Annotated in this window: 22 protein-coding genes; 16 read left to right on the top strand and 6 right to left on the bottom strand. The window is 55.9% G+C overall.

Annotated features, from left to right (window positions below; translation table 11 throughout):
- Positions 1-15: 15 nt before the first annotated feature.
- On the bottom strand, positions 16-393 hold the full coding sequence (locus MCM46_10345; GenBank protein MCG3112206.1) for a hypothetical protein: 378 nt from the start codon (positions 391-393) through the stop codon (positions 16-18).
- Between the two features lie 277 nt (positions 394-670).
- Between MCM46_10345 and MCM46_10350 the strand changes: the two genes are divergently transcribed.
- A complete protein-coding gene (locus MCM46_10350) occupies positions 671-1,804 on the top strand; it encodes a methyltransferase domain-containing protein (GenBank protein MCG3112207.1) in 1,134 nt (377 codons plus the stop codon).
- Positions 1,797-2,822 carry a hypothetical protein gene (locus tag MCM46_10355; GenBank protein MCG3112208.1) on the top strand — a complete coding sequence of 342 codons (1,026 nt, stop codon included), beginning with the start codon at positions 1,797-1,799 and terminating at the stop codon, positions 2,820-2,822. Before MCM46_10350 ends, MCM46_10355 begins: the two co-directional genes overlap by 8 nt.
- A gap of 42 nt (positions 2,823-2,864) precedes the next feature.
- Here the strand turns inward: MCM46_10355 and MCM46_10360 are convergent, their stop codons facing one another.
- Together MCM46_10360 and MCM46_10365 are read right to left on the bottom strand one after the other, a co-directional pair.
- Entirely contained in the window at positions 2,865-3,875 is a 1,011-nt protein-coding gene (locus tag MCM46_10360; GenBank protein ID MCG3112209.1) for a sensor domain-containing diguanylate cyclase, read from the bottom strand.
- Positions 3,876-4,004: 129 nt separating this feature from the next.
- Positions 4,005-4,757, bottom strand: a complete 753-nt coding sequence (locus MCM46_10365) for a response regulator transcription factor (GenBank protein ID MCG3112210.1) — start codon at positions 4,755-4,757, stop codon at positions 4,005-4,007.
- Positions 4,758-4,894: 137 nt separating this feature from the next.
- Between MCM46_10365 and MCM46_10370 the strand changes: the two genes are divergently transcribed.
- Genes MCM46_10370 through MCM46_10380 form a run of 3 tightly spaced genes read left to right on the top strand, consistent with a single transcriptional unit; the run spans position 4,895 to position 6,659 of the window.
- The gene (locus MCM46_10370; GenBank protein MCG3112211.1) at positions 4,895-5,977 is read left to right on the top strand and encodes an aminomethyltransferase family protein; all 1,083 of its coding nucleotides are present in this window, start codon (positions 4,895-4,897) and stop codon (positions 5,975-5,977) included.
- A gap of 39 nt (positions 5,978-6,016) precedes the next feature.
- Positions 6,017-6,292: a YciI family protein gene (locus MCM46_10375; protein ID MCG3112212.1), complete on the top strand. Its 276-nt coding sequence runs from the start codon at positions 6,017-6,019 to the stop codon at positions 6,290-6,292.
- Positions 6,293-6,323: 31 nt separating this feature from the next.
- Positions 6,324-6,659, top strand: a complete 336-nt coding sequence (locus MCM46_10380; protein MCG3112213.1) for an MTH1187 family thiamine-binding protein — start codon at positions 6,324-6,326, stop codon at positions 6,657-6,659.
- A gap of 5 nt (positions 6,660-6,664) precedes the next feature.
- Here the strand turns inward: MCM46_10380 and MCM46_10385 are convergent, their stop codons facing one another.
- From MCM46_10385 to MCM46_10395, 3 genes are read right to left on the bottom strand one after another with little or no spacing between them, the layout of a single operon-like run.
- Positions 6,665-6,847, bottom strand: a complete 183-nt coding sequence (locus MCM46_10385; protein ID MCG3112214.1) for a hypothetical protein — start codon at positions 6,845-6,847, stop codon at positions 6,665-6,667.
- Positions 6,844-7,881 (bottom strand): YCF48-related protein, encoded by a 1,038-nt coding sequence (locus MCM46_10390; GenBank protein ID MCG3112215.1) that lies wholly within the window; start codon positions 7,879-7,881, stop codon positions 6,844-6,846. Before MCM46_10390 ends, MCM46_10385 begins: the two co-directional genes overlap by 4 nt.
- A 56-nt stretch (positions 7,882-7,937) precedes the next feature.
- Positions 7,938-8,921 carry a hypothetical protein gene (locus tag MCM46_10395; protein MCG3112216.1) on the bottom strand — a complete coding sequence of 328 codons (984 nt, stop codon included), beginning with the start codon at positions 8,919-8,921 and terminating at the stop codon, positions 7,938-7,940.
- A gap of 156 nt (positions 8,922-9,077) precedes the next feature.
- Between MCM46_10395 and MCM46_10400 the strand changes: the two genes are divergently transcribed.
- The 11 genes from MCM46_10400 (at position 9,078) to nadA (ending at position 21,018) form a co-directional block, all read left to right on the top strand.
- Complete coding sequence (locus tag MCM46_10400) at positions 9,078-9,902, top strand: hypothetical protein (GenBank protein MCG3112217.1); 825 nt, start codon at positions 9,078-9,080, stop codon at positions 9,900-9,902.
- Positions 9,903-10,143: 241 nt separating this feature from the next.
- A complete protein-coding gene (gene ilvB, locus MCM46_10405) occupies positions 10,144-11,904 on the top strand; it encodes a biosynthetic-type acetolactate synthase large subunit (protein ID MCG3112218.1) in 1,761 nt (586 codons plus the stop codon).
- Between the two features lie 36 nt (positions 11,905-11,940).
- Positions 11,941-12,468 carry an acetolactate synthase small subunit gene (gene ilvN / locus MCM46_10410; GenBank protein ID MCG3112219.1) on the top strand — a complete coding sequence of 176 codons (528 nt, stop codon included), beginning with the start codon at positions 11,941-11,943 and terminating at the stop codon, positions 12,466-12,468.
- A 41-nt stretch (positions 12,469-12,509) separates the two neighbouring features.
- Entirely contained in the window at positions 12,510-13,523 is a 1,014-nt protein-coding gene (gene ilvC, locus MCM46_10415) for a ketol-acid reductoisomerase (GenBank protein ID MCG3112220.1), read from the top strand.
- A 90-nt stretch (positions 13,524-13,613) separates the two neighbouring features.
- A complete protein-coding gene (locus MCM46_10420; protein ID MCG3112221.1) occupies positions 13,614-14,261 on the top strand; it encodes a phosphatidylserine decarboxylase family protein in 648 nt (215 codons plus the stop codon).
- Complete coding sequence (gene pssA, locus MCM46_10425; protein MCG3112222.1) at positions 14,258-15,082, top strand: CDP-diacylglycerol--serine O-phosphatidyltransferase; 825 nt, start codon at positions 14,258-14,260, stop codon at positions 15,080-15,082. The genes MCM46_10420 and pssA overlap by 4 nt, the downstream gene beginning before the upstream one ends.
- A 99-nt stretch (positions 15,083-15,181) precedes the next feature.
- Positions 15,182-16,729 (top strand): 2-isopropylmalate synthase, encoded by a 1,548-nt coding sequence (locus tag MCM46_10430; protein MCG3112223.1) that lies wholly within the window; start codon positions 15,182-15,184, stop codon positions 16,727-16,729.
- Positions 16,730-16,772: 43 nt separating this feature from the next.
- A complete protein-coding gene (leuB, locus tag MCM46_10435) occupies positions 16,773-17,867 on the top strand; it encodes a 3-isopropylmalate dehydrogenase (GenBank protein MCG3112224.1) in 1,095 nt (364 codons plus the stop codon).
- Between the two features lie 13 nt (positions 17,868-17,880).
- A complete protein-coding gene (locus MCM46_10440; protein MCG3112225.1) occupies positions 17,881-18,897 on the top strand; it encodes an aspartate-semialdehyde dehydrogenase in 1,017 nt (338 codons plus the stop codon).
- Positions 18,898-18,965: 68 nt separating this feature from the next.
- Positions 18,966-19,889, top strand: coding sequence for a metallophosphoesterase (locus MCM46_10445; protein ID MCG3112226.1), 924 nt, complete (start codon positions 18,966-18,968; stop codon positions 19,887-19,889).
- Positions 19,890-20,088: 199 nt separating this feature from the next.
- Entirely contained in the window at positions 20,089-21,018 is a 930-nt protein-coding gene (gene nadA / locus MCM46_10450) for a quinolinate synthase NadA (protein MCG3112227.1), read from the top strand.
- The last annotated feature ends 3 nt before the right edge of the window (positions 21,019-21,021 follow it).

The raw sequence follows: 21,021 nt of genomic DNA on the forward strand, positions 1-21,021 counted from the left end.
TGTGTGAGTGCGCGCTTATGGCGGGGGAGAGGCCCCTTTCCCCTGCCGAAGTAAAAAGAGGATGTAGGCGCCGGTGAGTTGAAGCCCTCCCAGGGCAACCAGGTAAATCCCCGGGCCGATTGGGTAGCGATTCTGGTAGAAGGTGTATAGGTCGAGCGTTGCAATCATCAGGATTAAAAAGCCGATCAGACCATAGACCCAGTAAAAACGCCCCCTTTTCTGGAGAAGCTGGTAAGAGGCTGCAAGAAGTCCAATTAGAGCCAGGCCCAAGGCAATTTTCCCATCGATCATGTCGATTCCCCGAAGGCCGACGACGAACAGACCGGGATGAATCCAGGGAAGAACGCAGCCGAGCGCAACCAGGAATGTGTTGAATAAAATATAGTAGAGCATCTCTCTCCCGTCGGCCCCTTCCGACAAACCGAATCATTATAATCAAATTGCAATAAAATGCAAAATAAATGCAAGCCTCGCTCTCTTTCCAATCGGCCGGGCCGGCCCTGCCTGTAAAGGGAATGTTAAAACTTTGTAAATAGACCGGTACACTCCTTGCAAATTACCGTTCCTGTTCATGAACGGAGCTCCTTCGATCTGGAGGTCGTCTTGCGACGAGAGGGAACTCCGTTCTCCTCACTCCTAAATCGCGCACATATTCCATGAGGTAATCGAGATGTTTCAAAGCGCATTGAAGAAAGACCTGCCGTTACCGGCAACCCAACGAATCCGGAAAGAATCGACACTGGCTTGCCCTCATTGCTTCCATCCCCTTCCGCACGACGGCGCCCTCTCCTGCAAAGAGTGCCGATTTACCTGGAAGGAGGTCGATGGGATACCCTGTTTCGCGGCCAGCGATTATTATTGGGGAGAGATCCCCGAAAAAGAGATGATCCAAATCAACGATCTGGCCCGGAAAGCCGGCTGGAAGAAGGCGCTCGATGAAAAGGTCGCCAAGGCTTATCCGAGCATCTATGATTATATGACCGATGAGGCGCGGGCCGACTTCCGTTTTGTGCTTCCCCTCCTTCCCCATTCGAAGGTGCTCGATGTCGGGGCCGGCTTCGGAACGATCTCCTTCGGCCTGCAACCGCACTGCGGCTCGATCACGGCGGTGGAACTGATTGCGGAACGGGCCAAATTCATCGAAACCCGCCGGGCACAAGAAGGGCTCGACAACATGGAGGTGGCGATCGCCAGCGGGCTGAACCTCCCCTTCGCGCCGGGAACATTCGATTTCATCATCGTGAACGGCTATCTGGAATGGGTCGGATTGGCCGATTACAACGAAAATCCGCGGGTCCTTCAGAAACGCTTCCTGGAGCAGCTCCATCGACTGCTCAAGCCGGGGGGAGCGGTCTACATCGGGATTGAAAACCGCTTCGGCTTCGACAATTTTTTAGGTGAAAAGGATCACAGCGGATTGAAGTACACCAGCCTGATGCCCCGTTGGATGGCCGATCTCTGCTGCCGGTTTTATATCAAGCAGCCTTACCGGGTGAGCCGCGCTTACAGCAGCTATCGGACCTACACCTACGGGAAGGGAGGCTATCGAAAGCTTCTGGAGGAGTCGGGGTTCGTCGACAACCAGTTCTTTATGCCGGTCCCGGGATACAACCGGCCGGTGGAGCTCGTGTCGCTCGATCATCCCGCGCCGCTGCGGTTTTATCTGAACCACGCCATCTCCCCCAGCTCTCGCTTGGGAAAAATCAAGAAGAAGCTCGCTCTCATGGGGACATCGCTCGGCGTCACCTCTTTCTTCTCCCCTCATTTCAGCATCATTGCTTGGAAGGAAGGACCCTATGCTTAAAGAAATCGAAAAAGTGATCGTTGAAAACGGACCTCGCTGGGAGATTCCTTTTTTCCCCCCCCGCGCCCTCTACTTTACCAAGACGGCCGGTTCGAAGAAAAACCCCACCGCACAACCGGTGGTCTTCTTGCTCTTCGATCAGAACGGCTCCACGCCGAGATGGGTGGTCAAGGTTTCCCGGGATCACCAGACCACCTCGATGCTGACGCAGGAGTATGAAAACCTGCTCTACTTCTACCATCGGCTTACGCCGACGTTTCGAGCGACCATTCCCAAGCCGCTCTTGAGCCGGGAAGATCCGGGGCGGTTTCTCTTCGTCGAGACGGGACTCAAGGGGAAGAGCCTTCCCGCTGTGGTGAAACCTGATGAAGGGGTTGCGCACCAAAGGGAGATCGACAGGATGCTCGAGAGCGTTCTCGCCTGGCTTCTGCAATTTCAGAAGGAGACGCAGGAGGGGACGGTGGAGGTCACCGAAAGTTGGATTGAAGAAGAGGTGAGGGGACCGATCGAGCAGTATCGCTCGCTCTATCCGGTCGATGCTTCGGAAGCGCATTTCTTGAACGAGCATTCAAAAGGTTGGGAAGAATGGAAGCGAACGGCGATTCCGATCACCGGCCAGCATGGTGATTTTTGGCTTGGGAACATGTTGACCGACGGCGCTTCCCTCTCGATGTGCGATTGGAGCTTCTCCCAAAAAAAGGGATCGCCGTTTGATGATCTTTTCTTCTTTCTCTCTTCCCTCCCGGTCGGAAAAGAGGAGGGGGACCCCCTGCTTTCTTTCGAGAACCTCTTTTTCAAGGAGCATTGGTTCCGGCGGGGAATTCAAGATCTCATGGTCCGTTTCTTTTTTCAATGGGAATTGAGCCCGCGGCTTTTCTCTCAGCTCTTTCCGCTCTTCTTAATCAAGATGTCGATTCGGGAGTCGGGTCAATATCACCTTCATGCGCTTCGGAATCCCCTTTGGCGGGAGCGGTTGCGTTTCTTGATTCGAAACCAATCGGGTCTCATCGAAGTTTAAGCCGGCCTCCTTGTTGGAAAGCATCAGAAGGAGAGGGGCTGGTTAGACGGGGGCGACAAACGCCTCGGTTCGGTCTTTTCCCTGGCGCTTCGCTTGGTAGAGGGCCGAATCGGCGGCCCGGATCAGATCATCGACTGTCGCGATCGTCCGGCCGGGGAAGGCTGCGACACCGAGACTGAGGGTAATCCTTTTCGTTTGATTCGTCTCGCCATAAGAGTGGCTCCGAACCGCCTGACGGATTCGCTCTCCCTCTTGATAAGCGCCGGCCAGATCGGTCTGAGGAAGGATGATGACAAACTCCTCTCCCCCGTATCGCGCCAGGAAATCGGTCTTCCGGATCGTTCCTTTGATCACCGATGCCACCTCTCTTAAAATCGTATCTCCCCGCCGGTGGCCGTAGGTGTCGTTGACCCATTTGAAATCGTCGATATCGAGCAAGATACAGGAGAGGGAGAGGCTGTAGCGAACGGCCCGGTTGAACTCTTCCTCCAGCCGGGCGCTGAAGTAGCGGTGATTGTAGGTGTCGGTCAGAAAATCGATCATCGCCAGCCGTTCCAGGTCGTTCTTCTCTTGGAGAAGGCTTTCGTAGTGATGGGCGTTTCGGATGGCGGCCGGCGCCAGCTGAGCGACCCAGGCCGTCAACTGAAGCTCCTCCGGTGTAAAGGTTCGGGCGCCCGAGATCCTCAAGATCAGATTCCCGAGGACCTTCTCTTCCTGGATCAGGGGGTGAATCAGAATTGAACCGAGGGAGACTCCCCGCAATACCTCCTCGAAGGGAGCCAACATGGCATGACTCAACACATCGGGGATAAAGATCGGTTCCCGGGCGTGGACCGCGTGTACAATCTCAGGATACTTTTTTAGATCGAGGGGGATCCGCTTCGCTTCCGGCGTCTCGTGTGTCGCGACAACGTAGGCGGTCTCTTTTCGCTCATCGACGAAAATAATAGAGCAGCGGACCACTTCGATCCGGTGTGCAATTTCGCGGACGACCTGGTAGAGGACTTCATTGAATCGTCGCGCCTGAAAGAGGCGATTGGCAACTTGGAGCAATGTTTGCCAAGATCCGCTCTCCGAGGCGTTGCTGGCGTTGTCCATGAATCAAATGAGTGAGGGTTTAAAAACGAGAACCCCGGGAGACCCTCGTCGAAAGTCAACCTCCGGGATGTGATCGGGAAGGATTTAAATCGTTGGATTGGCCCCTTCCCTTTTTGAATCCGTCTGTGGTGGTACCTCCGGCGGCAAGGTCCGTTCCTTCAGGGCGAAAATAGCGGCCTGGACGCGATTATTCAGATGGAGCTTTTTAAGAATGTGGCGCAGGTGGATTTTGACGGTGTGCTCCGAGATCCCCAAGGTTGCTCCGATCTCTTTATTGCTGGCGCCTTCCCCGAGACAACTGAGAATTTCCCGCTCTCTCGGGGTCAGGGGACCATGGTTCGTGGAGGGTGCCGAGGAGGTGATGTAGGGAGAGGTAAAGAGCTTCGAGGCCATCTGCCGGGGCAAAACCAACTCCCCGCGATGGACCAGGGAGACGCATTTGTAGAGCTTCTCCGGATCGATGTTTTTATAGATGAACCCCTTGGCTCCCGCCCGCATCGCGGCGAAGATATTCGACTCTTCATCCGAAAGCGCGAGAATGATGATATTCGCGGCCGGATGGGCTTCCCGGATCAGGCCGATTCCCTTCAGACCGTCACAGACCGGCATTTGCGAATCCATCAGAACCACATCGGGCTTGAGCTCCTTGGCTCGCTCCGCCGCCTCGATGCCGTGCTGCGCTTCGCCGACCACTTTCATTCCCTTCTGGAGATGGAAGAGAGAGATCAGTCCTTTTCGCGTAAGGGCCTCATCATCGACGATGAGGAGGCGGATCTCGCTTCGAACGAGGGCAAGATGGGATTTCTTGATCGCAGATTCTCTCATTTTGTCAGACACCTCTAAAACTTCCTTATGTTTTAAGATATCTGAATTCTAAGGGGAGAGTCAAGCTTTACGAAAAGCCTCGATTTGACCCGGTCTTCCCGGGCGTGGTATGATTTTTAACTTATTAAACCGCTTTTCAAGGGAGATCCATGCCGACGCTGCCTTTACAGGCCAAACACCAACAGCGGGGCGCCCGTTTCTCGTCTTATGGCGAATGGGAGCTTCCGTCCGATTACGGAGATGCTCTCTCGGAATATCAAGCCGTCCGACGGAAGGTCGGCGTGGCCGATCTTTCGCATCAGACTCCCTTTCTGATCACCGGGAAAGACCGCATTCCTTTTCTGCAAAATATCATCAGCAACGATCTCAATCCGTTGCAACAGGGAAAAGGACTCTATGCCACCCTCCTGACGGCCAAAGGGAGGGTCCTCTCCGACTTCCATCTCTACCTGCTCCCCGAGGCCTTTCTGATGGATGTGGAGTGGACGAACGCGGAAAAAACACGCGATCAGCTGATGCGGTTTAAGTTCCGATCCCAGATCAAGATTGAAACCCCCGCTTGGGGGCGACTCCTTGTATCCGGCCCCCAGGCCCGGCCGCTCCTCGAAGCGCTCCTCGGTCCGCTTCCGATCCATGAAGAAAAATCGTTCTTTCAAAGCGAGCGCGACGGAGCGGCCCTCCTTTGCGTCAAACAATCGACGACGGGAGGGGAAGACTACCATCTCTATCTTCCGGCGGAGGGGCTGGAGAAATTATGGGAAGGCCTTTTTTCGGCGGGCGGCGCGTTCGGCCTTCAGCCCTTCGGCCAAACCGCCCTCGAGATCTTGCGGATTGAGGCGGGAAAACCCCGGTATGGGATCGACATCGATGAGCATATCATTCCGATTGAAGCGGGCCTTGAGAAGGAAGCGATCAGCTATACCAAGGGGTGCTATCCCGGCCAAGAGGTCATGGCCCGCATCCAGACCTACGGTCATGTGAACAAACAGCTCATGGGATTGACGATCGAAGGGTCGGATCTTCCCAAAAGAGAGGACAAGATCTTCCAAGGGGAGAAGGAACTCGGCTGGATTACCAGCGCAACCTGGTCTCCCTCTGCGGGAAAGATCGTTGCGATGGGCTACGTGCGGCCTCAGATCGCGATTCCCGGCACCGAGGTCGAGGTGGAGATCGCTCAGATCCGAAAGACCGCGCAAGTATCCCCCCTTCCGTTCTACCGTCTTGTACCGTAAAAGGGGTCACACCCGATCCGGAAAGCAGGAGAGCGTTTGATGAAATTTGTGATGATCGGGTTGGATGGCCCGGATGGCGCTGAATTAAGAAAACAGCTTCGCCCATCCCATTTGGAGCGTCTGGAGAAGTTGACGGCTGAAAAGAAATTAATCTTGGCAGGCCCCTTCGGGGACAAGAGTGGAAGTCTCATCGTCTTTGAGGCAGGCTCTTTAGAAGAGGCGGTTGCTTGGGGGGAGGCAGACCCGTATGTTTCAGGAGGGGTGTTTTCCCGATACGAGATTAAACCGTTTACACAGGTCTTTCCAAAAGAGTAGCGCAGTTCATTTCAAGATCGAGGGAGGTCACGTGGCAAGCCGGAAAGAAAAAGATGAAACCATTTTGCTCGAATTCTCCATGTCTCCGCTTACCCAAGGGGAGAGCGTCAGCGAGTATGTCTCCCGATCGCTGGAAATTATCGACAAGAGCGGCTTGGAGTATCGTCTCAACCCGATGGGGACGGTGATCGAAGGTCCCTGGGAAGAGGTGCTCGGTGTCGTGAAGGCCTGCTGGGAGCGGATGAAGGAAGATTGCGATCGGGTCTCGACGGTGATCAAGATCGATTATCGCAAGGGAAAAACGGGGCGGCTGACGAGCAAAGTGGCCAGTGTGGAGAAGACGCTCGGGCGAAAGCTGAAGACATAACGAATTTAAGGATCGGAGCAGTCGCGCTTGAAGCCGCACCGACGGCAGATCAGCTTACAGTGAAGATCGAGCATCGGCGCTCCGCAAAGATCACACCGGTAGATCTTCTCCGCAGGCGCGCCCGCCTCCTGCGGGAATTTTTCGGAAAGGGGCGATTCTGGTTTTACGCCGACCTCGTTGACGCTCACTTCTTTTCTTCTTCCGCTTTGACTTCCTTCGCCTCGATGGGCGGGGGCTCGCCGCCCCGCTTCGTATGGAAGATAGTCCCTTTGATCCCGATGACCCAGCCGACCTGAGGGTCGACGAAGAAGACGTTGGTCAAGAAATTAATCGTTCCGGAAACCTGCTGCTGCCAGGTGGCTCCTCCATCCTTTGTATTCAAGATCGTCCCCGAAGCGCCGACGACCCAGCCGACCTGATCATTGATAAAGAAGAGGCCGAGCAGAAAGCTCGGCACCCCGCTCGTTTGGGGAGACCAACTTTTTCCGCCGTCTTTGGTGTGGAGAATGGTTCCGGCGCCCCCCACCGCCCAGCCGATCTCGGGCCGTGAAAAGAAGATACGGTGAAGATCCTTCTGCGTTCCCGACTCCTGCCGAGTCCAATTGACGCCGCCGTCTTCCGTATAAAAGATGTTCCCGGCGTCCCCTGTGATCCACCCTTGCTTCTGATTAACGAAATAAATGGAATTAAAAGAAACCGCCGGCTTGACCTCGGCCGATACCCAATGTTGCCCGCCGTCGGTGGTGGAGAGGAGGAGTCCCTTCTCGCCGGTCACCCATCCTTGGTCCGGGCTGGCGAAGAAGACATGCAACAGATTCTTCTTCAGTTGACTGCCGTCCTGAAGCGCCCATTTTTGTAGCTCCCATTTCTGTCCGCCGTCCTCGGTGAAGAGAATCAGCCCTTTTTCTCCGACCGCCCATCCCCGCTTCGGGGTGACGAAGAAGATCGAAACCAGCAGCGTCTGTGTGCCGGTTTCCTGCACCGACCAATGCTGGCCGCCGTCCGTCGTGTGAAGAATGATCCCCTTATTTCCGGTCAGCCAGCCGTTTTGAGCATCCAAGAAGTAGATGCCGCCCAATGAGGCCTGGATGCCGCTGTTTTGGGTTTCCCACCCGGTCGGGGAGCCGGGCGCATCCGGGACGGGAGAAGGGGGTCTGCAGCCGGTGAAGAGAAATGCGAGGAGGGTCCACTGCCAAATCTTTTTGCTTGAAAAATATTTCAATCGTGCTCCTTTATGAAGATAAATGAACGTTCACTTTGTTCGAGGGTTTTTCGATCTCAACGCAACTTCATTTGCTCCCAGCGGGCGCCGGCATCGGTGCTCCGATAAAGACCGCGTGTGGTCCCTGCGAAGAGGATCTCGGGCGATTGGGGATGAATCGACAAGGAAGTGACGGAGCGCGGTGAGCCGGCGAGGGGCGCCCACGATTCGGTGCCGTTCACTGTTTTATAAATACCGTCTTGATTGCCGGCGTAGAGGACCTGTGTCTTTTCCGGATGGATGAGAAGGGTGACGATAAACCTGTTCGCGAGGCCGTTGTTTTGCGGCTGCCATGTGTTCCCTTGATCGGTCGTCTTAAAGACCCCCTGATTTGTCCCGGCATAGACGATGTTCGGATCGGACTTGTCGAAAACGACCGCATTCACCGCCCATTTTTTCGTCTCCGGATGGACCAATCGCCACGTCTTGGCGGCATTTTCCGTCTTAAAAATCCCTTCGTTTGTCCCCGCCATCAGGATGCTGTGATTCCGGGGGTCCATCACCAGGGCGATCACGAACCGGTTGGCGACACCCATGTTGGCCGATTTCCACTCTCCCCCGCCGTCCATACTTTTGTAAACGCCATGGTTCGTTCCGACATAAAGAATGTCCGAGATAAAAGGGTTGGAGACAACGGCATTCACCGCCTGCGTCCCGACATTATCATCCAGACCGGTATTGATGATCATCCAATTCCGGCCGCTGTCGATGCTTCGATAGACGGCGTCTCCAAATGAGCCGGCGTAAAGAATCGTAGTCAGGGAGGGATTCACCGCAATAGAGGTGATATTGTAGGAGGTCAAGCCGTTGCTCATTCTTTGAAAGGTCCCTCCGCGGTCGGTACTTTTGTAGAATCCACCCCCCGTTGTGCCGACATAGACCGTGTCCGGATTGCGGGTATTCAGTGTGACGGAGAGGACCGTTTCACCCCGACTGCATCCAACGGCAACAAAAAGGGAGCACCAAAGAATCAAGCGGATTGACAAAGAGAGCGGCTTCATCCATTTTCCCAATAAAATGCGCCGTCATGTTAACATATCTTTCTTTCCAAAAACAATGCTGGGCCTCGGCAAGGAGGCCGGGTCGGGGGAAGATCCTCTTTCTTGACAATTCGCGATTATTTGATATCTTTCTCCAAAGACGGCAAGGAGGACAAAATGGCATTGAGAAAGCGGTTTTTTCAGCGGATGGCTCCGGTGATCTCACTTGTTTTTCTTATCTCCATCGGCATTTTCAACCTGTCGGCGGAAGAGATCCCTGCGGAGGTGCCGATGTCGCCCCTCTCGGAGCTGGTCGAAAATGAGATCGCTTCGCCCAGAAAGGTCGATTTTTGGTCCTCTCTCTCGAACGGAATGGTCGTGCAGGATCTAAAGGCAGACGGAAAACTCGTCGGGGCAAAGGATTCGAAGACCATTTTTTCTCGAGGGGATATCGTTTATCTCCAGCTTTCAAAAGCGGAAACCGCTTCCGATGAATGGGTGCTCTATCGTAAAATAAAGAAGGTCCACCATCCCAAAACGGGAAAATTGCTGGGAGATCTGATTGAAATTACCGGAGCAATCAAGGTCATCGAGCGCAATGAGGATACTGCGACCGCTCAGGTTGTCCATTCGAAAGAGGCCATTTCAATGGATGATGAGATCGCGGCACTCGGAGCCCTCATCCGTTCTTCAACCCCTTCCGAGCAGGTCTCTTCCGATAAAAAGGGGGGAGTGATCGCTGAAGTGCGTGACGATCGTTTAAGTAATGGAGAGCATGACATCGTCTACATCGACCAGGGATGGAAGAGTGGCATTCTCCCCGGGGATCAGTTTGAAATTATCCACGGCGGAGAAAAAGCCGGCGCCGGCCGTATTCCAAAGCGGAGCGTAGGACGTCTTCTGGTTCTCACCAGCCAGAAGGAGACGGCCACCGCCCGGATCACCCTGAGCTCTGAACCGATTTCAAAAGGGGACCCTCTTCAATACCTTCCTAAGGAATAGTTCATTCCTTTCCGCTCTATCCACATTGATTTCCCAAATATTTCCGGTTGACTCCCCCTCCGGGCTATGGTAATAATATTACTCTCATGTTATCATCGTAACTCTTATTCCCTTTAAATATAAAGTACTTGTAAAGGTATGAAACTTAGAAGACTCGGTAAAGGCGCGGTCAGCCGTTCGCATTTTTTTGAAGGTAAGGGCCGATAAAAAACCACCGGGCCGAGACCAAAGGAGAATCGCAATGAAATTGTCGGGATCACAAATTCTGATTGAGTGCCTCAAGCGGGAAGGGGTCAAGGTTGTTTTTGCCTATCCGGGAGGGGTCAATCTTCCTGTCTTCGATGTTCTCTATGACGAAAAGGATCTCCAGGTCGTTCTCTGCCGGCATGAGCAGGGGGGAACACACATGGCGGAAGGATATGCCCGGGCGACAGGAAAGCCGGGCGTGGTTTTGGTGACCTCCGGTCCCGGCGCCACGAATACCGTCACCGGTATCGTCGACGCCTATATGGATTCAACCCCCTTGGTTATTCTGACGGGTCAGGTCCCGACGAAAATGATCGGCAATGATGCCTTCCAAGAAGCGGATGTGGTCGGCATTACGCGTCCCTGTACGAAGTACAATATTCTGGTGAAAGATGTAAATGATCTGGCCCAGGCGATTAAAGAGGCCTTCTACATCGCCACTTCCGGAAGACCCGGGCCGGTTTTGGTCGACCTTCCGAAAGATGTTGTGTTGGCAAAAACCGAGTTTAAGTATCCTGATAAAGTTTATATCCGAAGTTATTCCCCTGTTTACAAAGGAAACAAGTGGCAGATTAAGCAGGCGGCCCAAGAGATTTTAAAGGCGAAAAAGCCGGTCATTTATGCCGGCGGGGGAGTCCTCTCCTCGGATGCGCATCAAGAGCTTCGCGAGCTGGCGGAGATCACAAAAATCCCGGTGACCCTTACATTGATGGGACTCGGCGCCTTTCCGGGAACGCATCCTCAGTTTCTCGGCATGCTCGGGATGCATGGAACCTACTGGGCAAACATGTCGATCCACAATTCCGATCTTATCATTGCAGTCGGCGCCCGCTTCGATGATCGCGTCACCGGCCGGGTCGCCGACTTCGCCCCGAACGCACGGATCATCCATATCGACATCGATCCCACTTCGATCCACAAGAACCTAGCCGTTCATGTGCCCATCGTCGGTGATGCCAAGCTGGTCCTCCGTGAACTCAATCAGCTTTTGCGGACCTCCGGCAATGGAAATTTGGGACAACATCAGCCGTGGATGGAGCAGATCGAAGCGTGGAAGAAGGAACATCCTCTCGCTTATGAACAGGGAGACAAGATCATCAAGCCTCAATACGTGATCGACAAGATTTATGCGGCCACGCAGGGAAATGCCATCATCACCACCGATGTCGGCCAACATCAGATGTGGTCGGCCCAATTCTACAAATTCAATCGGCCCCGCACCTTCATCAATTCAGGAGGTCTCGGCACGATGGGATACGGACTCCCCGCAGCGATTGGGGCCCAATGCGCCTATCCGGATGAACAGGTCGTCTGTATTGCCGGCGACGGCGGCATCGTTATGAATATTCAAGAGCTTGCGACCGCGGTCCAGTACAAGCTGCCGGTGAAAGTCGCCATCATCAACAATAAATATCTGGGAATGGTCCGTCAATGGCAACAGCTTTTCTATGATGGGCGATATTCCTCAAGCTTCATGGGGGACTCTCCCGATTTCGTTAAGTTGGCCGAAGCTTTCGGCGCCGTCGGGCTTCGCGCCACGGAGGTGAGCGAGGTGGACGATGTTCTGAAAGAAGGACTCGCCGCCAGCGGACCGGTCGTGATCGATTTTCAGGTGGATCAAGAAGAAAACTGCTACCCCATGATTCCTGCCGGCGCCGCCATCAACGAGATGGTCTTCTCCGACCCTGACAAGGGATCGAAAAAGGCGAAGGGTCAAAAGCAGGAAGAAAAAGCGGACGGCGTGCTCACCGCGTAATCTCTTCCGTTTGTTCCCCCTAACTGATGAGGATTCATGCAACACATTATTTCCGTTTTGGTCGAGAACAAATTTGGCGTTCTCTCCCGTGTCTCCGGCCTTTTTTCAGGCCGGGGCTTCAACATTGAGAGCCTCTCCGTGGGGCCGACGCTCGATCCGACGGTCTCCATGATGACCATCGTGACGCAGGGGGACGACCGGATCATCGAGCAGATCACCAAACAGCTGAACAAACTCGTCGATGTGATCAAGGTGGTCGATCTCACGGAAAAAGAGTATGTTGAGCGGGAGACGGCACTCATCAAAATCAACACCCGCGAGCAGGACCGCGCCGAAGCGCTCCGGGTCGCCGATATCTTTCGGGCAAAAATCGTCGACTCCACGCCGAACACCTATACGATCGAAATTACCGGCGATGTGCAAAAAATTGACGCGATCATCAATCTGCTCCGGCCGCTCGGGATCAAGGAGTTGATTCGAACCGGCCGGATCGCCATCGCCCGTGAAGAGATCAAGACCATCTCCTCGAAGGAAGAACGAGAGAAAAAGATGGTGTCAAAATAAGATTTATTTCCACAGTCCATCCGTATAACTAAGGGGATTCCATGAAAATTTATTATGATCAAGACGCCGATACCTCCCTGTTGAGAGAGAAACAGATCGCCATTGTCGGATATGGCAGCCAGGGACATGCCCACGCTTTGAACCTCATGGACAGCGGGCTGAAGGTCGTCATCGGTTTGCGCGAGGGGCGTTCCTGGGACAAAGCGGCGCGTGCCGGACTCAAGGTCATGCCGGTCGCCGACGCGGTGAAGTCGTCCGAGATCGTCATGATCCTCACCCCGGATGAGGTTGCCGGTGATCTCTACCAGAACGAGATCGCCCCCAATCTCAAGACCGGGGCTTATGTGGCGTTTGCCCATGGATTTAATATCCACTTCGGACAGGTCGTTCCACGCGAGGATATCAACGTCTTCATGGTGGCGCCCAAGGGACCGGGGCACCTGGTGCGCTCGGAATTTACAAAGGGAAGCGGCGTCCCGAGCTTAATTGCAATCCATCAAGATCCTTCCAAGCAGACCAAGGCGATCGCCCTCGCTTATGCCAAAGGAATCGGCGGGACGCGGGCCGGTGTGCTGGAAACAAACTTCCGGGAAGAGACCGAGACCGATCTTTTCGGAGAGCAGGCCGTTCTCTGCGGCGGGCTGACGTCATTAATTACAGCCGGGTATGAGACCCTCATTGAGGCCGGCTATTCTCCGGAGATGGCCTACTTCGAATGCCTGCATGAGGTGAAGCTCATCGTCGATTTGGTTTATGAGGGCGGCATCTCGAATATGCGCTACTCTATTTCGAACACGGCCCGTTACGGCGATCTGACGCGGGGGCCGCGGATCGTCACAGATGAGACCAAAAAAGAGATGAAGAAGATCCTCAACGAGATCCAGAGCGGCCAGTTCGCCAAGGAGTGGATCCTGGAGAACAGGGCGCGAAGACCGGTCTTCAATGCCCTTGCAAAGAAAGGGGAGGCCCATCCGATCGAGCAGGTCGGGGAGAAGCTTCGTGCGATGATGCCTTGGCTCAAGAAGGATCGACTTGTCGACCGGAGCAAGAATTAACCTCCCGCCCCGGGCTATATTTTTCTTCCCCAAAATGATAGAATCGGAACCGTAAGCATTTTGGGCATTCCGGACCGGACGAGGTTGAGCATGACAGAAGAAACACAATTTCCGATCGCAAAAGAGGGCTTCATATTTATTGCAAGCGGAGCGTTCTTCACCCTGCTGGGGGGACTCTTCCTCGGCCCGGCGGCAGGGTGGTTCTTCGGGACGCTCACTCTCTTTTGCATCTGGTTCTTCAGGGACCCCCGTCGATCTGTTCCGCAAACAGAGGGGGCGTTGGTCTCTCCGGCCGATGGGAAGGTTGTCGATATCTCGCGAACGGAGGAAGGGCGTTTTCTCAATAAACCGGCGATCAAGATCAGCATCTTTCTCAATGTTTTTAATGTCCACATCAACCGGGTCCCCGTTGCCGGAAAGGTGATCGGCGTTTTTTATAACGCCGGACGTTTCTTTGCGGCGAACGTGCCGAAGGCATCGCTCGAGAATGAGCAAAATGCGGTCGTGATGGAGATGCCGTCCGGGAAGCGGGTCGTCTGCATTCAAATCGCAGGGCTGATCGCCCGGCGGATTGTCTGCTGGATAAAAGAAGGAAGTGTCTTGAATCGGGGCGAGCGATTCGGCCTGATCCGTTTCGGCTCCCGCGTCGACCTCTTTCTTCCGATTGAGACGGAAATTCGCGTCTCCATGGGACAAAAGGTCCGGGGAGGCGAAACCATTCTGGGAATTTTAAGATGAATCAGAAAAAAAGGCCGGAAATGAAGGAGCTAAGACGGAAGGGGATCTACATTATTCCCAACCTCTTCACCAGCGGAAACCTCTTCTGCGGTGTCTTCGCGATTATCGCCGTTTTCAACGCCGAGTATGTCATGGCTGCCATTGCCATTTTAGTCGCTTCTATTTTCGATTCACTCGACGGCAAGCTCGCCCGTCTGACCAAAACGACCAGTCGGTTCGGGGTCGAATACGACTCTCTGGCCGATCTGGTCTCCTTCGGCGTGGCCCCCGGTCTTTTGATTTATTCCTGGGCCTTGAGCGGCTATGGACGCCTCGGCTGGGTTGCGGTCTTCCTCTTCATCGTCTGCGGCGCGCTCCGACTTGCCCGCTTTAACGTCCAGGTCTCCGGCCCGGAATCGACCGACTTCGTCGGGCTGCCGATTCCGGCGGCGGCAAGCCTGATCGCCACCCTGGTCATGCTCGACAGTTATATTCTCCACTTTGGCAAAGAGATCCGTCCCGCGTTGACCTTGGCGGTCACCTATATGCTCGCCTTCTTAATGGTCAGCAATATCCGTTATCGCAGCTTCAAAAAATTCAACTTGAAGGATCGAAAGCCGTTCGGCGTTTTGGTCAGCCTGGTCCTGGTCCTTTTGGTCCTGGTGACCGCTCCTCAGGTGATGCTCTTCTCCCTCTTCGCAATCTATGTCCTCTCAGGAATCACTGAGAAACCGGTCGTCGCCCTCTACAACCGCCTTTCCAAGAAGACGGGCGAAGCGCCTCCCCCCGCCGGCGAAGGGGTCGAGGATATCGAGGACAAGGAGATTTTCCTTAAAAACTAAAATTGGACTCGCTTTCATTCAGGAGTCCATTTAGGTAGACTGGCCTTCGTCCATGGGTGAAGGCCATTTATTTATTCATTCACAATTGAGGCAGATGCGATGTCACGGATGATTCAAATTTTCGATACCACCCTTCGCGATGGAGAGCAATCTCCCGGCGCCAGCATGAATGTCGAGGAAAAGCTCTCGATCGCCAAGCAGCTGGCCCGATTGGGGGTCGATATCATCGAAGCCGGATTCGCCTACAGCTCGCCCGGAGACTTTGAAGCGGTCCGGACGATCGCCAACGAGGTCGAAGGGCCGACCGTCTGCAGTCTTGCCCGCGCCAAGCCGGCCGACATCGACAGCGCCTGGGAGGCGCTGAAGGGGGGAGGCAAGGTCCGGATTCACACCTTCATCTCCACCTCCGATATTCATCTGAAGCATCAGTTCCGGCTCACACGGGAGGAGGCGCTCAAACGCGCGGTTGAGATGGTCGCGCACGCGCGCGGTTATGTCGAGGATGTCGAGTTCTCCCCGATGGATGCCACCCGCTCCGATGAAACCTATCTCTGTGAAGTTTTGGAGGCCGTCATCGCCGCGGGGGCCAAGACGGTCAACATCCCGGACACGGTCGGCTACGCGATCCCGCAGGATTTCGGGCGGCTGATCGAAGCGATCCGCAAGCGCGTTCCCAATATCGATCAGGCGGTCATCTCCGTCCACTGCCATAATGATCTGGGGCTGGCGGTGGCCAACTCCATCGCCGCCATTTTGGCCGGGGCGGGGCAGGTGGAGTGCACCATCAACGGCATCGGAGAGCGGGCCGGGAACGCCTCGCTCGAAGAGGTCGTCATGGCGCTTCGGACCCGCAAAGATCTCTTCGGCGCCGATACGAAGATCAATACCGAAGAGATCACCAAGTCGAGCCGTCTTGTTAGCAAGATCACCGGGATGATGGTTCAGCCGAACAAGGCGATCGTCGGGGCCAACGCCTTTGCGCACGAGTCGGGAATTCATCAAGACGGGCTGCTCAAGGAGAAAATGACCTACGAAATCATGCGGCCCGAGTCGGTCGGGGCCGGCAAGACCCATATCGTTCTCGGCAAGCATTCCGGCCGCCACGCCTTCAAAAAGCGGCTGGAAGAGATGGGCTATCATCCGAACGAGGCCGAGCTCGACCAGGCGTTCGAGCGGCTCAAGCGTCTCGCCGATCAGAAGAAGGAGATCTTCGAAGAGGACCTCGAGACGATCATCACGGAAGAGATGGACCGCCCCTCCGAAACCTATAAGCTCATCGCGATTCATGTGGAGAGCGGGAGTGATGTCACCCCCACCGCCACGGTCGAGATGTCGATCGGGGAGACCGTCCATAAGATGGTCGGCAAGGGGGACGGTCCGGTCGATGCCGCGTATCGGACCATTGCGGCGATCACCCAGACGAAGAGCCGTCTTCTCTCGTACAACGTCAAGGGGATCACCGGCGGGACCGACGCATTGGGCGAAGTCTCCGTTTCCATCGAGGAGGAAGGCAAGACCGCCATGGGACACGGCGCCGACACCGATATCATCATCGCCTCGGCCCGAGCGTATCTCAATGCTCTCAACAAGCTCGCCGCGCGCGCCGCACGCGGGGGGAAAGCCGAGCCGAAGGTCGGATTAATCTAAAAGACGCTCAATATTACTTTTAAAATTCAAAAGGACCAGGAAGATGACAAAAGCGTATCGGATTACCGTTCTCCCCGGAGACGGGATCGGCCAGGAAATCGTTCCCCAAGCGGTGGCCGTCTTGGAGTCCATCGGTAAAAAATTCGGACATCGGTTCGAATTTCAAAATGCCATTGTCGGCGGAACGGCGATCGATCAGTTCGGGAAGCCCCTTCCCGAGGAGACCCTCAAATTGGCGCTTGAGGCCGATGCCGTTTTGCTCGGCGCCGTCGGGGGGCCGAAGTGGGAGGGGCTCGATTATTCGATCCGCCCCGAGCGGGCGCTGCTCGGATTGCGCGAGAAACTGGGACTCTATGCCAATCTCCGGCCGGCAAAGCTTTTTCCAATGCTCGCCGATGCGTCGACCCTCAAGCGGGAGGTGATCGACGGGATCGATCTGCTGGTGGTCCGCGAGCTGACCGGCGGGATCTATTTCGGCAAGCCGCGCGGGGTGGAGAAATACGAGGGAGGCGAACGAGGGATCAACACCGAAGTCTACACAACGCCGGAGATTGTCCGGATCGCCAAAGTCGCCTTCGAGGTCGCCCGGAAGCGGCGGAAGAAGGTGATGTCGGTCGACAAGGCCAATGTCTTGGAAGCGACCGAGCTCTGGCGCAAGGTCGTCACCGAAGTCCACAAGGGGTATCCCGATGTGGCGCTCAGCCATATGTACGTCGACAATTGCGCGATGCAGCTGATCCGAAACCCGAAGCAGTTCGATGTGTTGGTCACGACGAATCTCTTCGGGGATATTCTCTCCGATGAGGCGGCGATGTTGACCGGCTCGATCGGGATGCTCCCCTCCGCCAGCATGGGAGAGCGAGCGGATGGGAAGGGTCTGCGGGGGATGTACGAGCCGATTCATGGAAGCGCCCCCGACATCGCCGGGAAGGACCTCGCCAATCCGATCGCCACGATCCTCTCCGCCGCGATGATGCTGCAGTACTCCTTCGGGCTCGATAAAGAGGGTGCCGCCATCGAGGCGGCGGTGGTCCGGGTCCTGGAAAAAGGTTATCGGACGGCCGACATCTACTCCGAGGGGACGAAGAAAGTCGGATGCGTCGAGATGGGCCGCCGGATTTTGGAAGAACTCAAGTAAGAGGGGAACGCTTATGGCGCTTCAGAAAAAGAACGCGTATCACGTCGCCGTCATGGGGGCGACGGGGGTCGTCGGACAGGAGATGGTTGAGATTTTGGAGGAGCGGCAGTTCCCGGTTGAGGCGCTCCACCTTTTTGCGTCGGAGCGGTCGGCCGGCTCCACCCTCACTTTTAGAAACAAAGACATCGTTGTCCAGAAACTGAGCGAAGAGGTTTTCAACGGGATCGACATCGTCCTCGGCGCGACCGGCGGCGACCTCAGCAAAAAGTTCTCCCCGCACGCGGTGAAGGCCGGCGCCGTCGTGATCGACAATTCAAGCGCCTTCCGGATGGAGCCGGCCGTCCCGCTCGTGGTGCCGGAGGTCAACGGCCACACCCTGGCAAACCATCGCGGCATCATCGCCAACCCCAACTGTTCCACCGCCCAGCTCGTCATGGCGCTTAAGCCGCTCCACGACGCCGCCCGGATCAAGCGGGTGATCGTGACGACCTATCAGTCGGTCTCCGGGACCGGGAAAGAGGCGATGCAAGAGCTGATGGAGCAGACGCGCGCCCTGATGAATTTCCAAGAGGTTGAATGCAAGGTCTACCCGCAGCAGATCGCCTTCAACTGCATCGTCAACTGGGATGCCGATCCGGAGACGGGGTATACCGAAGAAGAGACCAAGATCGTCAACGAGACGAAGAAGATCATGGGGGACGATGCGATCCGGATCACCGCCACGACGACCCGCGTCCCGGTCTTCCGCGCCCACTGCGAGGCGGTCAACATTGAAACCGAAAAGAAGCTTCTGCCGAACGAAGCGCGCGCGCTTCTCTCCGCCTTTCCCGGCGTGATCGTGATGGACGATCCGGGCCGCAAGCTTTATCCCACACCGATCGATGTCGCCGGACAGGATGACGTCTACGTCGGCCGCGTGCGCGAAGACCGCTCCGTTCCGAACGGCCTGAATCTCTGGGTGGTCGGAGATAACCTGCGAAAGGGGGCGGCGCTCAACGCGGTGCAGATCGCCGAGGCGTTGATCCGATAGGCGCTTTTATCTCGTTTCTTCTAAATCGCGTAAATCGCGCCGAATGACACCTGCCGCCCGGTGATTCGATGGATCCGGTCCCCCCCAGAATACGCCGCATCCCTTTTGGACGTCTCTCTTTATTTCTCCTCATCCTCTTCCCGCTTTTTCTCTTCGGATGTGCACGCTTTCCCGCGCCCGCGTCTCTCTCCGTACCGGAGGGCTCCTCCGTTCTGGTCGGCGCCGGGGACATCGGCCATTGTCTCTGGAAGGGCAATCAGGCGACCGCCCGGCTGCTCGATCGGATCCCCGGCCTGGTTTTCACGACGGGGGACAACGCCTATCCGGAAGGGTCTGCTGAAGACTTCGCCGACTGCTACGATCCTTTTTGGGGCCGGCATAAGGAGCGGACCCGTCCTTCCCCCGGAAATCACGACTACCGGACCTCCGGCGCCGCCGGGTATTTTGATTACTTCGGCGCCAAAGCGGGCGAGCCGGATAAAGGCTATTACAGTTACGACCTCGGGGGGTGGCATATCATCGTTCTCAACAGCAACATCGATGTGAGCGCCGGCTCTCCTCAGGAGGCGTGGCTGCGGGCCGATCTGGCAAGCCATCCCAAGCGATGCACGCTGGCCTATTGGCACCATCCGCTCTTCAGCTCCGGGAGGCGCGGCAAGGCCGCCATGAAGCCGGTCTGGCAGGCCCTCTACGAAGCGAAGGCGGAGATCGTCCTCGCGGGACACGATCACGTCTACGAGCGCTTTGCGCCGCAAACGCCTGACGGCGCGGCCGATCCCGGCAGGGGAATTCGAGCCTTCGTGGTCGGGACCGGCGGGGCGGGCCTCGACCGCTTCAGGACAACGGCGGCCAACAGTGAATTCAGATATAACCGGGCTTACGGTGTCTTGCGGTTGGTCCTCAACGACGGGACGTATCAGTGGGAATTCATCGCGATGCTCTTTCCCGGACGGATGCGGGTGGTCGATTCAGGAAGCGGTTTCTGCCACTAGGTTGTTTTACGGCATGGCCTCTTCTCTGATGCAACTTTAGGGAAGACCCGCCCTGGAAACCCCGTGTGATCACAAACCGCCGGAGCGGCATAAAGACTTGGAAATGATCGGGAAAGATTCCAAAAGGGGCCCGCTTTGCTGCTTGATCAGCCACCCCCCCTATGTTAAACTAAATTCACTTTTCTCATAGGATTGATGGATGAGTGTCGCCACCGAAAAACGTCTGATCGCCAAGATCGAGCGGCTCAAAAGAGAGCGGCAGGCGATCATCATCGCCCATAATTATCAGATCGGGGAGATCCAGGATGTCGCCGACTTCATAGGCGACTCGCTGGAGCTCTCTCAGAAGGCGGCGCAGACCAACGCGGAAGTGATCGTCTTTTGCGGCGTTCATTTTATGGCGGAGACGGCGGCGGTCCTCTGTCCCAATCAAACGGTGCTGCTTCCCGATCTCGATGCCGGCTGCGGGATGTCGGAGATGATCACGGCGACGGAGGTCCGGGCGTTGAAGGCGAAGCACCCCGGCGCGGTCGTCGTCTGCTATGTCAACTCCAGCGCCGAAGTGAAGGCCGAGTCGGACATCTGCTGCACCTCCTCGAACGCGGCGAAGGTGGTTCAATCGATTCCGGCCGATCGGGAGGTGATCTTCATCCCCGACCAGTTCTTGGGCGCCCACGTCGAGCGGCAGACCGGCCGAAAGCTGATTTTATACAACGGCTATTGCCCCACCCATTTTCGGATCATGACCTCCGAACTGGCGGAGGCGAAGTCGGAACATCCCGACGCATTGGTCCTGGCCCATCCGGAATGCACCCCCCAGGTGAGCGCCATGGCCGATCAGGTCCTTTCGACCAGCGGGATCTGCACCGAGGCGAGAAAAACCGATCACAGCGAAGTGATCGTCGCGACCGAGATCGGCATTCTGCACCGGCTTCAGAAAGAAAATCCGGACAAAGAATTCATTCCCGCCTGCAAGTGGTGCGATTGCGCCCACATGAAGGTGAATACCCTCGAGAAGCTCCTCTGGTCCTTGGAGGAGATGCAGTTTCCGATCGCCGTTCCCCCGTCGGTCGCCGTGCGCGCAAAGACGGCGATCGATCGGATGTTGGAAATCAGCAAGGCAAAATAAGGA

Source organism: Candidatus Manganitrophus morganii (genome assembly GCA_021651055.1).
In the GTDB taxonomy this organism is placed as follows: domain Bacteria; phylum Nitrospirota; class Nitrospiria; order SBBL01; family Manganitrophaceae; genus Manganitrophus; species Manganitrophus morganii.

Coding starts and splice junctions, on each gene's coding strand:
- MCM46_10345 (MCG3112206.1), bottom strand. CDS start 393: ATGCTCTACTATATTTTATTCAACACATTCCTGGTTGCGCTCGGCTGC.
- MCM46_10350 (MCG3112207.1), top strand. CDS start 671: ATGTTTCAAAGCGCATTGAAGAAAGACCTGCCGTTACCGGCAACCCAA.
- MCM46_10355 (MCG3112208.1), top strand. CDS start 1,797: ATGCTTAAAGAAATCGAAAAAGTGATCGTTGAAAACGGACCTCGCTGG.
- MCM46_10370 (MCG3112211.1), top strand. CDS start 4,895: ATGCCGACGCTGCCTTTACAGGCCAAACACCAACAGCGGGGCGCCCGT.
- MCM46_10375 (MCG3112212.1), top strand. CDS start 6,017: ATGAAATTTGTGATGATCGGGTTGGATGGCCCGGATGGCGCTGAATTA.
- MCM46_10395 (MCG3112216.1), bottom strand. CDS start 8,921: ATGAAGCCGCTCTCTTTGTCAATCCGCTTGATTCTTTGGTGCTCCCTT.
- MCM46_10400 (MCG3112217.1), top strand. CDS start 9,078: ATGGCATTGAGAAAGCGGTTTTTTCAGCGGATGGCTCCGGTGATCTCA.
- ilvB (MCG3112218.1), top strand. CDS start 10,144: ATGAAATTGTCGGGATCACAAATTCTGATTGAGTGCCTCAAGCGGGAA.
- ilvN (MCG3112219.1), top strand. CDS start 11,941: ATGCAACACATTATTTCCGTTTTGGTCGAGAACAAATTTGGCGTTCTC.
- ilvC (MCG3112220.1), top strand. CDS start 12,510: ATGAAAATTTATTATGATCAAGACGCCGATACCTCCCTGTTGAGAGAG.
- MCM46_10420 (MCG3112221.1), top strand. CDS start 13,614: ATGACAGAAGAAACACAATTTCCGATCGCAAAAGAGGGCTTCATATTT.
- pssA (MCG3112222.1), top strand. CDS start 14,258: ATGAATCAGAAAAAAAGGCCGGAAATGAAGGAGCTAAGACGGAAGGGG.
- MCM46_10430 (MCG3112223.1), top strand. CDS start 15,182: ATGTCACGGATGATTCAAATTTTCGATACCACCCTTCGCGATGGAGAG.
- leuB (MCG3112224.1), top strand. CDS start 16,773: ATGACAAAAGCGTATCGGATTACCGTTCTCCCCGGAGACGGGATCGGC.
- MCM46_10440 (MCG3112225.1), top strand. CDS start 17,881: ATGGCGCTTCAGAAAAAGAACGCGTATCACGTCGCCGTCATGGGGGCG.
- MCM46_10445 (MCG3112226.1), top strand. CDS start 18,966: ATGGATCCGGTCCCCCCCAGAATACGCCGCATCCCTTTTGGACGTCTC.
- nadA (MCG3112227.1), top strand. CDS start 20,089: ATGAGTGTCGCCACCGAAAAACGTCTGATCGCCAAGATCGAGCGGCTC.